The sequence below is a fragment of the Polyangium sorediatum genome (genome assembly GCF_029946465.1).
GTDB classification, from domain to species: Bacteria; Myxococcota_A; Polyangia; order Polyangiales; family Polyangiaceae; genus Polyangium; species Polyangium fumosum.
In genome coordinates, this window is sequence record NZ_JARZHI010000064.1 from 1 (window position 1) to 13,228 (window position 13,228).

Below are 13,228 nucleotides of genomic sequence, written 5' to 3' on the forward strand. Positions count from 1 at the left end.
GTGCCGCCGATGCCGCCCGTGCCGCCGACGCCGCCCGTGCCGCCGACGCCGCCCGTGCCGCCGACGCCGCCCGTGCCGCCCGTGCCGCCCGTCGCGCCCGTGCCCCCCTGACCTCCCCCGCCCGTGTCGTCCCCGCAGCCGGCGGCGAGCGCGCCGAGCAGCACGCAGGCCGAGAGGGGCACGAGGTACGTGGTTCGCGCCCAAGCGCGGCGGATGGCTCCCGTATTCGCGTTCATTTTATGCTTCTCCTTACGTTATTTTCCAGTCGAGTCCGATGTGGCGCCCAGCAACTACGTGCGCTCACTTGAAATAGAAAATGAAAAACATTTTCAACAGCGAGGGGTGGGTAATGCACGGCCTGCATGGTGTCAACCGGAAACCGCACCCCGATCTCTGCTCGATCCGCGGGAAGCAAGCTGTTCCACACGGACCGCGCGTTTCTTTGTGCTCAAATTAACAAAATCTACCACGCCCCCGAGGATCCTTGGTGCCCCAACGAACCAATCGTCTTCGACGCCACCTCGGTTTCCATCCGGGGGTCATCTTTCAGCACGAGCGAAGTTGAAAGTAGTTTTCAACTTCGACAAGCGTGCTACCATCCGCCCCCCTGCTCGGGACCAAGCTTCGGATAGGGAAGAGGATGTCCATGCAGAATCATTCGCAGGTGAGCCCTCCGCCTCCCAGGAGGTGGCTGCAAGGCGGGAGCGTCGCGCGCGCGCTCCTCGGTGGTCTTTTCGCCCTCGGCCTCGTCGCAGGCTGCGAGCGAATCGCCTTCTACTCGACGGGCCGCCCCCCGCCCGATTCGAATGAAGGCTCCACGACCGCCTCGTCCTCGAGCGGCGGCAGCAGCGGCGATCCGACGGGCGGGATGGGGACCGTCACCCGCGCGACGCTGATCGACGCCATTGCCACGTGCAACCTCGAGCTCCTCGACACCTTCCAAAAGGCCGCCCAGGAGCTCTCCACCGCGGCGGCCAAAGCCCAGACCGACCCCCAGGCCCGCGCCGAGGCGCAGGCCGCCTGGAGCAAAACCATCGACCTCTGGCAACGCGCTGAGCCCTTCCAGTTCGGCCCCGGCGGCCCCACGAACACGCCCGGCGGCCAGGGCCTGCGCGACACCCTTTACTCCTGGCCGCTCGTCAGCCGCTGCCTCGTCGAGCAAAACATCGTCTCGAAGGCGTACGAAGCCGCTGATTTCGGCACCACCGCGCTCATCAACATGCGTGGCCTCGCCGCGGCCGAATACCTCCTCTTCTACACGGGCACGGACAACGCCTGCAACCCCGCGTCCGCCATCAACACCTCGGGCTCGTGGGCCGCGCTCAGCGCGGACGAACTCGCCTCGCGCAAGGCCGCGTATGCCTCCTCCGTCTCCTCGGGCATCGCCGCGATGGCCGGCAAGCTCCTCGGCGCGTGGCGCCCGGGCGAGGGGGATTTCGACACGCAATTCAGGAACGCAGGCAAGAGCGGCTCGGCGTACACGACGGAGCAAATGGCCCTCAATGCGGTGAGCGACGCGATGTTCCACGTCGAGATTCATGTGAAGGACCAGAAGCTCGCGCGCCCGCTCGGCATCCTCGATTGCGCCAACGCGACCTGCCCGGAGGCCGTGGAATCACGCTTCGCCGGCCGCTCCAGGGTGCACGTGCGGAACAACCTCGTCGGTTTCCGCATGCTCATGAGCGGATGCAAAGACGGCGAGGGCGTGGGCTTCGACGACGTCCTCACCGCGCTCGGCGCGACCGCGCTCGCCGAGAAGATGAGCGCCGACGTCAACGGTGCCATCGCTGCGGCCGACGCCGTCCCGAGCGACGACCTCGCCCAGGCCCTCGCGCAGAACCCCGAGAGCGTCAAGCAGCTCCACGACGCCGTGAAGCGAATCACGGACAGCCTCAAGACCGAGTTTGTCACGGTCCTGGATCTCGAGCTCCCGCAGACCGTGGAAGGGGACAATGACTGAACGAGCCGACGCGGCCCCCTCGGGCCGCCTCGCGCGGCTCGCGTCGCTCCTCCTCCGCCGGGAGGACGCGGCGGCGCTCGCCGCGTTCCGCTTCTGCTTCGGCGTCCTCGGCTGCGTGAGCGCGTTCCGCTTCCTCGCGTATGGCTGGGTGGACGAATTTTTCGTAAAACCCCGGTTCTTCCTCTCGTACTGGGGCTTCGACTGGCTCGCGCCGCTCTCCGCCCGCGGAATGCACGCGCTCTTCGTGGCGCTCGCCGTCGTGAGCGCGTGCGTCGCGGTCGGCTTCCTCTATCGCGCCGCGATCGTCCTCTTCCTCGTCGGCTTCACGTACGTCCAGCTCCTCGACGTCACGAATTACCTCAACCATTACTACCTCGTCAGCCTGCTCGCGCTCCTCCTCTCCTTCATGCCCCTCCACCGCGCGTATTCGGTGGACGCGTGGCTCTTCCCCAAGCTCCGCAGCGCGACCTTGCCCGCGTGGTGCACGTACCTCCTCCGCTTCCAGGTCGGCGCCGTCTACTTCTTCGCGGGCCTCGCGAAGGTCAACAGCGATTGGCTCCTCCACGCCCAGCCGCTCAACATCTGGCTCTCGTCGCGCACCTACCTCCCGATCGTCGGCCCCCTCCTCGGCGAACGCTGGGTCGCCTTCGCCATGAGCTGGGCGGGTTGCCTCTTCGACCTCACGGTCGTGGCCTTTTTGCTCATGCCGCGGACCCGCGTCGCGGCCTATGCCGTCGTCCTCCTCTTTCATACGGCGACGAAGCTCCTCTTCCCGATCGGCATGTTCCCGGTGATCATGGTCGTCGCCGCGCTCGTGTTCTTCTCGCCGAGCTGGCCACGCAACCTCGTCGCCTTCTTCCGGCGCCGCGCCCCCGCGCCCGCCCCCGCCCTGCCCGCGCCCGCGCCCACGCCCCTCCCCCGCTTCTTCGGCGCGCGTCTCGCCCTCGTCGCGTGTTATTGCGCCTTCCACCTCCTCTGGCCCCTCCGGACGCACCTCTATGGAGGAAACGTCCTCTGGCACGAGCAAGGCATCCGTTTTTCCTGGCGCGTCATGCTCCGCGAAAAAAATGGCAGCGTCACCTACCTCGTGACGGACCCTCGGACCGGCCGCACCCAGGAGGTCCCCCCGCGCAAGTTCCTGAATGGCCGCCAGGAGCGTGATTTCTCCACGCAACCGGACCTCATCCTGCGGCTCGCGCACCAGATCGCGCGTGATTTCGAGGCCCGCGAGGGCGTACGCCCGATCGTCCGGGCACACACGCCCGTCTCGCTCAATGGCCGTCCGGCGGAGCTGCTCCTCGATCCGACGGTCGACCTCGCAACCATCTCCGACGGGCTCGCCAGGGCCACCTGGATCCGGCCCGTCCCGCAAGCACCTCCCATTCACCTCGAGTCCCTGGCATGGCATCGCCCCTGATTCGACGCTCGACGCTCCCCACGCTCCTTTTGCTCTCGCTCTCGCCCGCGGCGCTCGCCCAGACCGGAGGCGACCCGCCCCCGCCGCCCGCCGCCGCGCCGCCGCCCACGGCGACCGAGGACGCGAACGCGAAAAGCGAAGAGCCCCCTCCCCCCATTGAAATCTCGGTCGTCGGCACGCGCCTCCAGCAGACGAGCGGCTCGGCGCACGTGGTGACGACGAAGCAACTCCAGCGCTTCAAGTACGACGACCCCCACAAGATCCTGCTCGGCGTCCCCGGCGTCTACGTCCGCGAGGAAGACGGCTTTGGCCTGCGCCCGAACATCGGCATTCGTGGCGCCGTCTCCGACCGCAGCAAGAAGATCACGCTCATGGAGGACGGCGTCCTCCTCGGCCCCGCGCCCTACTCCGCGCCCGCCGCGTATTATTTCCCGCTCATCGGCCGCATGGATTCCGTGCGCGTGGTCAAGGGCCCCTCGGCGATCAGTTACGGCCCGCATACCGTCGGCGGCGCCATCGACATGACCACGGCGGCCATCCCCTCCGAGCGCCGCGGCATGCTCGACGTCTCGTTCGGCCAGTACATGCTCCGCAAGGTCCACATCCGGCAAGGCCTCGCCGACGACAAATACGGCGTCCTCCTCGAAGCCGTGCACCTCGCGAACGACGGATTCAAGGAACTCGACGGCGGCGGCGACACCGGGTTTGCCCGCACCGACATCATGATGAAGGGCCGCTACACCTTCGATCCCGTCGGCTCCGTCGTGAACGAGCTCGAGCTCAAGGTGGGCTACCAGAACGAAGGCTCGAACGAGACGTACCTCGGCCTCAGCGACGAGGATTTCCGCGCGACGCCCTATCGCCGGTATGGAGCGAGCCGCCTCGATCGCATGGACTGGAACCGCACCCAATTCCAGCTCACGCACCGCGCGCGCTTCAGCCCGAACCTCGATGTCACGACGACCCTCTATCGCCACGACCTGCAAAGGGCCTGGCGCAAGGTGAACGGGTTCCGCGGCACCTCGGTCGCGAACGTCCTCGCGAACCCGGACGACCCGCGCAATGCCCTCTATTACGGCGTGCTCACGGGCACCGTTTCCCCGAGCACGGACGCCGAGACGCTCATGATCGGCCCGAACGACCGGTCGTTCGTCTCGCAAGGCCTCCAGTCCACCGTCTCCTGGCGCCCCAAGACCGGCCCCATCTCCCACCGGATCGAGTATGGCGTCCGGCTCCATTACGACTCCATCCGCCGCCTGCATACCCAGGACGGCTTCCTGATCGAAGGCGGCACGCCCATCCCCGAAGGGCGCCCCACGGAGACGACCGCCGACAACAACGCGTACACCCACGCCATCTCGATGTACGCGACCGACGCCGCGACCTGGGGCCCGCTCACGCTCACGGCCGGCGCCCGCCTCGAATCGATCCGCAGCGTCCTCGAGAATCACCTCACGGGCGAGCAAAACCTCACCATCCAGCAGGTCGTCGTCCCGGGCGCGGGCCTCTTCCTCGCCTTGCCGCGCGACTTTGGCCTCCTCGCCGGCGTCCATCAGGGCTTCTCGCCCGTCCCGCCGGGGCAAAACGACATCGTGCGCCCCGAGAAGAGCTGGAACTACGAGGCCGGCGTCCGCTGGTCGCCGAAGCGCGTCCGCGCCGAGATCATCGGCTTCTACAGCGATTACAAGAACCTCACGAACCTCTGCTCCTTCTCCACGGGCTGCGTCCAGGAGAACCTCGACCAGCAAACCGACGGCGGACGCGCGCGCGTGCTTGGCTTCGAGGCCTATGCCGAGAGCGAGATCAAGCTCCGAGACAACCTCGCGCTCCCCGGGCGCGTGAGCTGGACGTACACGGACGCGCAGTTCACGAACAGCTTCCCCTCGGCCGATCCGATCTTCGGCGACGTCGAGGCCGGCGACGAGCTCCCCTACGTCCCGCGCCACCAGGTCGCGGCCTCGGTCGGCGTCGAGACGCCGCGCTGGGGCGTGAACGTGGGCTGCACGTACACCAGCCGCATGCGCGAGGTCGCCTCCCAGGGCGACCCCGCGCCCGGGACGGCGACGGACGATTATTTCCTCCTCGACGCCTCCGTGAACGTCCGCCCCCTCAAATGGCTGACGATTTACGCGCTCGGCCGGAACCTGCTCGACACCGCTTACATCGCCTCTCGCCGTCCTTATGGCGCGCGCCCGGGCGCGCCGCGGTGGCTCCAGGCCGGCGCGCGCGTCGACTTCTGACCGTCCCCGCCGACATCTTGGCCCGCGTCCGCGCCCCCTGCTAGGAGCCGTACGCCCCTTCATGTCGAGCCTCCCTTCGCCCCTCCCGCCCGCGCGCCGCGGCACGTATTTCGTCGGCGACAACCTCGACGTCCTGCGCGACCGCATTCCCTCTGCCTCGGTCGATCTGGTCTACCTGGATCCTCCGTTTCAAAGCGGCAGGACCTACCACCTCTACACGGGCGTCACCGCGGACGAACCCGGCGCCGTCGCCTTCGACGACACCTGGACCTGGGGCGAGACCGCCGCGCGCGCTCTCGCGGCCCTCGTCGCCCGGGACGAGCCCGTCGGACGCGCGCTCGCGGGCCTCCACGGCTTCCTCGGCAATTGCGACACGATGGCCTACCTCGCCATGATGGCACCCCGCCTCGTCGAGATCCGCCGCGTCCTCCGCCCCACGGGCAGCGTCTTCTTGCATTGCGACCCCACCGCCAGCCATTACCTCAAGATCCTGATGGACGCGGTCTTCGGCCCCGCGTGCTTCCGCAACGAGATCGTCTGGCGCTACCGCCGCTGGCCCACCCGCGCGCGCCGCTTCCAGCGCATGCACGACGTCCTCTTCTTCTACACGCGCGAGCCCTCGAACGAGCACACGTTCCACACGCTCTACGGGTACGAAGAGCTCGCGGAGTCCACGAAAAAGACGTTTGGCACGAAAAAGCAGCGCGCCGACTTCTCCGCGGGGCACCGCAAGCCGGGCACCTCGGACGAGGAGACGAAAGGCCCGCCGCTCTCGGACGTCTGGGAGGTCGGCGTCATCGCGGCGAAAGGCAAGGAGCGGCTCGGGTATCCGACGCAAAAGCCCGAGGCGTTGCTCGAACGTGTCCTCCTCGCCGCGAGCAACGAGGGCGACGTCGTCCTCGATCCCTTCTGCGGCTCGGGCACCACGCTCAGCGTGGCCACGCGCCTCGGGCGCCGCTTCCTCGGCATCGACCGGAGCCCCGAATCGAAGCGCGTCGTCGAGGAGCGCCTCGGGCGCGCGTTCGGCGAGGCGATCGATTGGGAGATCGTCGATTGCACGGAGAGCCGGCCGAAACCCCTCGCGCGCGCGGACGCGGCCCGAACGACCGGCGCGCGCGACGACCGGAGCCGCGTGGCCTGAGAGGCGCCCCCGCGCTTCAGCGCAGGATCCCCTCCACCTTCGATAACGAAAACATCCCCTGGGCCACGGTCTGCCCGCGGACCTCGACATCGGCCTCGAAATGCTGCACGTCCGCGCCCTCGCGGATGAGCCGGACCTCGTAGGTCAGCACGTCGCCCGGGAACATGTTGCGCAGGAAGCGGAGCTGGCTCGCGCCGAGCGCGCCCGTGCGCGCGGGCCCTGCCATCGTGATCGCGGCCAGGATGTCCTCGCCGAGGCCTGGCATGAAGCCGGGTTCGAGGCGGTATCCGAGGTCCGTGTTGCGCAGCGCCGACACGAGCTCGACCGGGTTGCGGCCGATTGCCTCGAGATCCCGCTGCACCGCCACGAAGATTTGCAGGATGTTCGCCGCTTGCACGATGCCCTCGAGCGCGAGCGCCCGCGGCAGCATGGGCGGCGTCGGCAGCTCCGCCGAGAAAAACGGCTCGTTCACGCTCACCGCGCGCGACGCGTGCAGCGTGGGGCGCGGCGTACGCGAATACCCATCGATCCGATCCACGAGCAAGAGCGGCGGCCGCTGCGGCAGGAGGAGCAGCACCACCGCCGCGCCGAGGGAAAGGGCGTCCGTTTTCGTCTGGCTCATGCGCACCGCGACTATCGCACAGCTCCTCGCCGGGCAAAAGCCCGGAGCACGCGGCAGCACGCGCCGGCCCTCCCCAACCCCGGGGAAAACCCCTATTCTCGCTTTCCCCTATGCCCTCCCGCTCGTTCGTCCTTGCGCTCGCCCTCGCCGCCGCCGCGTGCACGACGCCCCCCACGAACGCGCTTCTCCGCTGCCCCGACCCGACGAACCCTCGCGCGGCCCCCTCGACCCCAAAGCCCCTCCCCGCGCCTCCGGCGGCCGCGAAAGCGCCGGAAGGCCCCGGCCTCGACGTCACGATCCGCCCCGTCCTCGCGGCCGCCTCGATCGACGTCTCCCTCACGCTCCGCGGCGCAGGCACGTTCCCCGGCCGCGTCTTCTCGATACGCACGCCCGATCCGAAGGCCTTTCAAATGAAGGAGGCGCGCGACGCGCGCGGCACGATCGACACGCGCGAGGACACGCGCCCCGATCACGTCGCCGTCGAGCTCGCGCGCGCCCCCGAGGGCGAGCTTCGCCTCACGTACAACGTCGCGTCGCGCGTCACGCCGGGCAAGCTCCCTTTCCTGCTCTCGGATCCGGACCGGCTCGAGGTCACGGGCGACGCGCTCCTCCTGCCGGATGCCGCGCGCGCGCTGCGCTTCGCGGCGAAGCTCGACATCGATTTGAGCCCCTACGGAACGCTGGAGAGCGGCGCCTCCGTGAGCGGCGCGGCGACGAGCTTCGGCATCGGCGCGTCGCGCGAGGTGCTCGTCACCGTCGACGAGCTGCGCGGCGCGGTGATGCTCGCGGGCCGCATGGGCACGGCCGTCTTCGACACGCTCGAAGGGCACGACGAGGCCGCGTGGTTCGGCTACACGGCCTTTGATCCGCGCCCCGTCTCCGCGGACACGGCCGCGTTCCGCACCGCCGCGGGCGAGCTCTTCGGCGAGCGCAGCCCCACGCCGCAGACGTTCCTCATCGTGCCCGAGCCCGGCCCCCTCGGCAGGTTCGTCGCGGCGCGGCGCACGCGCAGCGTGCTCTTGCACGTCGCCGTGGGCGAGCCTTGGTCCGGGCCGCTGCGCATCGCGACCTCGGTGGAGATGCTCCGCGCGTGGGTCGGCGAGCGCCTCTGGATCGGGCCCGAGGATCCGGCGCTTCACGCCGAGGGCGCGTGGTTCGCCGAGGGCGTCGTGCGTCACCTCGCGCGGGACATGCTCTTTCGGTTTGGCCTCGTGACGCCGCTCGAAGTGGCCGACGAGGTGAACGGGCTCGAGTCCGTGATCACGACCTCGCCGCGCGGCAAAGAGGGCAACACGGCGCTCGCGAAGAGCTTCCGCGAGCCCGGCGTCGTGCCGCTCCTCGTCGCGCGCGGCGCGCTCTACGCGCTCCACGTGGACGCGGCGATCCGCGCGAAGAGCGGCGGCCAGCGGAGCCTCCAGGAGGTCCTGCGCGCGCTCTACACGAAGGCGAAGGAGCGGCGCGGGCCGCTGCCCGTCGCGGCGTGGATCGACGCGATGAAGGCCGAGATCGGCCCGTCCGAGGCCGAGGTCTTCGCCGAGGTGATCGAGCGCGGAGGGAAACTCGACCTGCCCGAGAGCGCGCTCGGGCCTTGTTTTCGCCGGGAGACGCGGCGCTACGAGCGGTACGACCTCGGCTTCGACGAGGTGGCCACGCGCGCGCAGATCCCGGCCATGCTCGTCGGCGTTCGTCCCGAGGGACCGGCGGCGAAGGCGGGCTTGCGCGAAGGCGACGAGCTCGTCGAGGCCTTGACCTCGGCCGGGCGGAGCGACGTGCCGGTCACGATCGTCGTGCAGCGTGGGGACGACCGGATCACGGCGAAATACCGGCCTGCGGGGCCCTCCGCGAGCGGCCGCGGCTGGTCGCGTCGCAAGGACGTGCCCGACGAGAAGTGCACCAAATAAAGCGGCCCATTTGGCCCGCCCGGTTGCGACGTGAAATCCTTCGTGGCCTGGAGGTCCTATGCGATCATCGACGTGTTATACGTTTGCCTCTTTTTTTGCCCTCGCCCTCGTATTGAACTGCGGGGCGTATGGCGATCCGAGTGACGCCGCGTGGGAATCCGAGGACGTGGAGCAAGCGGATCCCAGCGCAGCCGATTCGGACGAGGAAGCCGTGGGGACGGCCGAACAGGCCAGCACGACCTCGCGCTCCGACGTCGCCGCGACGTTGACGGTCAGCAGTGGACACTGGGGGATCTGGCGGCAGATGATGTACTGCCAGGCAGGCACGTGGGCCGTCGGCTACAACATCCGTTCCGAGGGGTCGCAGGGCGGCGGGAACGACGACGACACGGCCCTCAACTCGGTTCGACTGCATTGCGTCTCGAAAAACGGGACCTCCACCGACTCCGTCATCTCGCACGACGGGATCTGGGGCGAGTGGAAGACGCCCGATTCTTGCACGAACACGAGCACGTCGAACCGAACGAATTTCATGAAGATGGCGAGGCTCCGGGGCGAGGGCCCGAAGGGCTCGGCCTGGGGCCCCTTCAAATACGAGGACGACACCGGCGCCACGGACGCCGAATTCCACTGCACGAACGGCGAGCAACTGAGCGTGCCCGGCGCGAACGCGTGGGGCTCGTGGAGCGACTTCACGGAGTGTCCGGCCGGGACCGCGATCTGTGGGCTATCCGTCCGCTTCGAGGATTCACAAGGCGGCGGCTCCGGCGACGACACGGCGATGAGCGGCCTCAAGATCGCGTGTTGTGTCTTCGATGGCCCCGTCTGCGGCGACAACGTCTGTCAGGCGGGAGAGAACATGCAAAACTGCCTCAAGGACTGTGACTCCTGCGGGAATGGCTATTGTGGGCCCAAGGAGACCCAAGCGAGCTGTATGGCCGACTGCGACATCTGCGGAAATGGCTACTGCGGCCAGAAGGAGTCCGCCTCCTCGTGCCCGGCGGACTGCGATGCTTGCGGCAATGGTCTTTGTGGTCCCTACGAGGACATCTGCACGTGTCCCGAGGACTGCGGCACATGGCTCGGGTTCCAGAAGCCGATTTGCCTGTACGAGTGATGGGTGTGATGGTCCGCCGGCCTCGTGCATCGAGGAGGAGGGCGCGGCGAACGTCGCCCCCCTGACGCCTTCCCTTCCTGCGGGAGAGGACAGCCTTCGGACGGCCTCGAGGATCAGGTCGTCGCGCTCTTTCTTGGTGCGCATGTGGATCGGCTCGTCCGGATCGAGATGTCGCAGCGCGGGCGCACGTCCTCTCCTCCGCGTACGCAACCCTCGGAAGCCCCCCGGAAACAACGAAACGCTCGTTCCCGAACGTGGGAACGCGCCCCCTCCCGTGGCGGGGCACGTTCCCAAAGATGGGAACGTCCCCGGAAGCGGCTCCCGGCGCCTTGCACGGCGTGGGAAGAGGCACGGGGGCAGCATCGCTCTGCGTTGCGAGAAAGGGGAAGCTTCCCGGAGGCGAGGCGGAGGGGGTTCCGACAAAGGGGAACGACTCGAGAGACGGCTCCGCGCGCGTTCCGCGAAGGAGGAATCGACCTCGGCGCGGAGGCGGGGGACGTTCCAACCAAGGGGAATCGGGCGGGCCACGGATTCGGGCGCGTTGCGAGAGCGTGGAGGCGGTTTCGAGGACGAGCCCCGGACGAATCCGACGAAGGGACAGGAACGACGACGACCTTCCGGGGGTGATGCAGAACGTTGTCCGAGGGCGCGCACCGACCGACGGACGATGTCGAACCTTCGGAGGGGAGCCCGGCACGTGAAGGCCGTTGGTCCTGGACGAACCAAGCGTTTGCCCACGAACATCCAGAGTTCGTCCGCGGAGATGGTTCGTCTTGACCGACCGACGATCCGGGGTGTACGTTGGTGCGCATGAAGTACCGACACCTCGCAAGCACGGTCCTCCTCGTGGTTTCCGTCTCCTCTTCGGCGCGGGCGGAGGAGCCCTCTCCGGAGCCTCCCAAGCCCGAGTTCATCCACATCCCGCCCTCGTCGTACGCGTCAGCTCGAGCGCACGAATTGTTCTACCCGACGGTGATGCGGCTCCTCCGCGAAGCCCAGGCCCTCGAAAAGGAAGGGAAGGCGCAGGCGGCGCTCGACAAGTACCAGGACGCCTACGATCGCCAGCGCCTCTCCGACGTGCAAACCGAGCTCGCGTTTGCCCAGGCTCGCATGGGCCTCTACCTGCCGGCCGCTCGGAACCTGGCCGAGGTCCTGGCCCTTGGATACGCGAAGGACAGGACCGTACATACGGACGAAGAGATCCATGCCGTCCACAAGGCCGTAAAGGCTCGGCTCGGGACGATCCTCCCGCGCGTCAACATCCCCGGCGTTCGCCTCACCGTGGATGGCGAGCAGGTCACGGATTGGCCCTTTGCCGAGGAGTTTTACGTGGAGCCCGGAAAGCACACCATCAAGGCGATCGCCAACGGGTATTATTTCAACGAGACGACCGTCGAGCTCAAGGCGGGAGAGCAGAAGGTCCTCAATATTGCGATGCAGCAGCGGATCCAAAGTCATTATGTCGCGTTCCCGGCGGCGCCCATGAACGTTTCGATTCACGCGAACATTTCGACAGCGACAACAAACGACCCGCCCACGTGGCCTCGAAACCTCATGATTGCCAGCGGCGTCGGCATGGGCTTGGGGGTCGTGGGGCTCGGGACGGGTCTCGTCTTCGTGAACAACGCGGAGTCGAAGTCGGACGCAGCGACATGGACGGGGGTCGCCGCGACGGGAGCCCTGCTCCTCGGGCTGGGCGTGACGGGCCTCATCATCGGGCTCGCCAGTCGTCCCGAGCCGCCTCCCCCGAGTTTCGTCATCACGCCGCAGTTCGCGAAGGGCGCGGGCGGCGTGCAGTTCACCGGCACGATCCCGTGATGGTTCCGCGGTCAAGGGGAAGGCCGTGGGTCCTGGACGAACCAGGCGTTTGCCCACGACCATCCATGGTTCGTCCGAGGAGAGGGGTTCGTCTTGACCGACCGAGGATCCAGGGTGTAGGTTGGGCCGCATGAAGTACCTACAGCTCGCAAGCACGGTCCTCCTCGTGGTTTCCGTCTCGTCCTCGGCGCTGGCGGACGAGCCCTCCCTGGAGCCTCCCAAGCCCGAGCCCCTCGAAATCCCGGGCTCGTCGTACGCGACAAATCGAGCGCAAGATTTGTTCTTCCCGTCGGCGCTGCGGCTCCTCCACGAAGCCCAGGCACTCGATATCGCGATGCAGCAGCGGGTCCAAAATCACTACGTCGCGTTCCCGGCGACGCCCATGAAAACTCCGGTCCACGCATATATCTCGAGACCGCCGACGAACGACCCGCCCACGTGGCCCAAGAACCTCATGATGGCCAGCAGCGTCGGGATGGGCTTGGGGGGCAGTGCGCTCGCAATGGGTCTCGGCCAGCTGAACAACGGTGACTCGAAGTCGAGCGCAGCGACATGGACGGGGGTCGCCGCTGTTGGAGGAATCCTCACGGGGCTCTCGCTGACGGGCTTCATCATTGGGCTTGTCAGCCGTCCCGAGCCACCTCCACTGAATATCATCATCACGCCGCCGCTCGCGAAGGACGCGTGCGGCGTGCAGCTCATCGGCACGCTCCCCTGACGGTTCCGTCGTCGAGCCCGCGCTGCGTCGCAGCGGTTATTCCGGGCCGACGTGGGCACGTCGCGCGCTACCATACACGTGTGTGTACGGCATGTTCCCTTGACGGACACGCGTCAAACGTGTGAATCTCCGCACGGGCGTAAGAGATCGACCCATGACGGAAGGTGCCAAGAAGCCGCGTTCCCCGGTTCCTCTCCTTGCAGCGGCCGTTCTTTTGGTTCCTGTCTTCGGTGCTGGCATTTTCGCTGGCAGGTCGATTCCGGAACAAAGCCCATTGGGTGCCGCGGAGAAGCC

At 67.9% G+C, this 13,228-nt stretch carries 9 protein-coding genes and 1 pseudogene; 8 read left to right on the forward strand and 2 right to left on the reverse strand.

Features of this window, described 5'->3' with window-relative positions; genetic code table 11:
* Positions 1–236: pseudogene (locus tag QHF89_RS39620) on the reverse strand (hypothetical protein); the annotation flags it as partial.
* Positions 237–646: 410 nt separating this feature from the next.
* Here QHF89_RS39620 and QHF89_RS39625 point away from each other — a divergent pair.
* The 4 genes from QHF89_RS39625 (at position 647) to QHF89_RS39640 (ending at position 6,758) form a co-directional block, all read left to right on the forward strand.
* Positions 647–1,960 carry an imelysin family protein gene (locus tag QHF89_RS39625; RefSeq protein WP_284721529.1) on the forward strand — a complete coding sequence of 438 codons (1,314 nt, stop codon included), beginning with the start codon at positions 647–649 and terminating at the stop codon, positions 1,958–1,960.
* Entirely contained in the window at positions 1,953–3,377 is a 1,425-nt protein-coding gene (locus QHF89_RS39630) for an HTTM domain-containing protein (protein WP_136971594.1), read from the forward strand. Before QHF89_RS39625 ends, QHF89_RS39630 begins: the two co-directional genes overlap by 8 nt.
* A complete protein-coding gene (locus QHF89_RS39635; RefSeq protein ID WP_136971595.1) occupies positions 3,362–5,617 on the forward strand; it encodes a TonB-dependent receptor family protein in 2,256 nt (751 codons plus the stop codon). The genes QHF89_RS39630 and QHF89_RS39635 overlap by 16 nt, the downstream gene beginning before the upstream one ends.
* A gap of 61 nt (positions 5,618–5,678) precedes the next feature.
* On the forward strand, positions 5,679–6,758 hold the full coding sequence (locus QHF89_RS39640) for a DNA-methyltransferase (RefSeq protein WP_284721530.1): 1,080 nt from the start codon (positions 5,679–5,681) through the stop codon (positions 6,756–6,758).
* 16 nt (positions 6,759–6,774) lie between these two features.
* Here QHF89_RS39640 and QHF89_RS39645 read toward each other — a convergent pair whose 3' ends face one another.
* The gene (locus QHF89_RS39645) at positions 6,775–7,380 is read right to left on the reverse strand and encodes a hypothetical protein (RefSeq protein WP_136971597.1); all 606 of its coding nucleotides are present in this window, start codon (positions 7,378–7,380) and stop codon (positions 6,775–6,777) included.
* 110 nt (positions 7,381–7,490) lie between these two features.
* Here QHF89_RS39645 and QHF89_RS39650 point away from each other — a divergent pair, with 110 nt between their 5' ends.
* The 4 genes from QHF89_RS39650 (at position 7,491) to QHF89_RS39665 (ending at position 12,934) form a co-directional block, all read left to right on the forward strand.
* The gene (locus tag QHF89_RS39650) at positions 7,491–9,281 is read left to right on the forward strand and encodes a M61 metallopeptidase family protein (protein WP_136971598.1); all 1,791 of its coding nucleotides are present in this window, start codon (positions 7,491–7,493) and stop codon (positions 9,279–9,281) included.
* 58 nt (positions 9,282–9,339) lie between these two features.
* Positions 9,340–10,398 carry a hypothetical protein gene (locus QHF89_RS39655; protein WP_136971599.1) on the forward strand — a complete coding sequence of 353 codons (1,059 nt, stop codon included), beginning with the start codon at positions 9,340–9,342 and terminating at the stop codon, positions 10,396–10,398.
* Positions 10,399–11,208: 810 nt separating this feature from the next.
* Positions 11,209–12,216 (forward strand): hypothetical protein, encoded by a 1,008-nt coding sequence (locus QHF89_RS39660; protein ID WP_136971600.1) that lies wholly within the window; start codon positions 11,209–11,211, stop codon positions 12,214–12,216.
* A gap of 130 nt (positions 12,217–12,346) precedes the next feature.
* Positions 12,347–12,934, forward strand: coding sequence for a hypothetical protein (locus QHF89_RS39665; protein ID WP_136971601.1), 588 nt, complete (start codon positions 12,347–12,349; stop codon positions 12,932–12,934).
* The last annotated feature ends 294 nt before the right edge of the window (positions 12,935–13,228 follow it).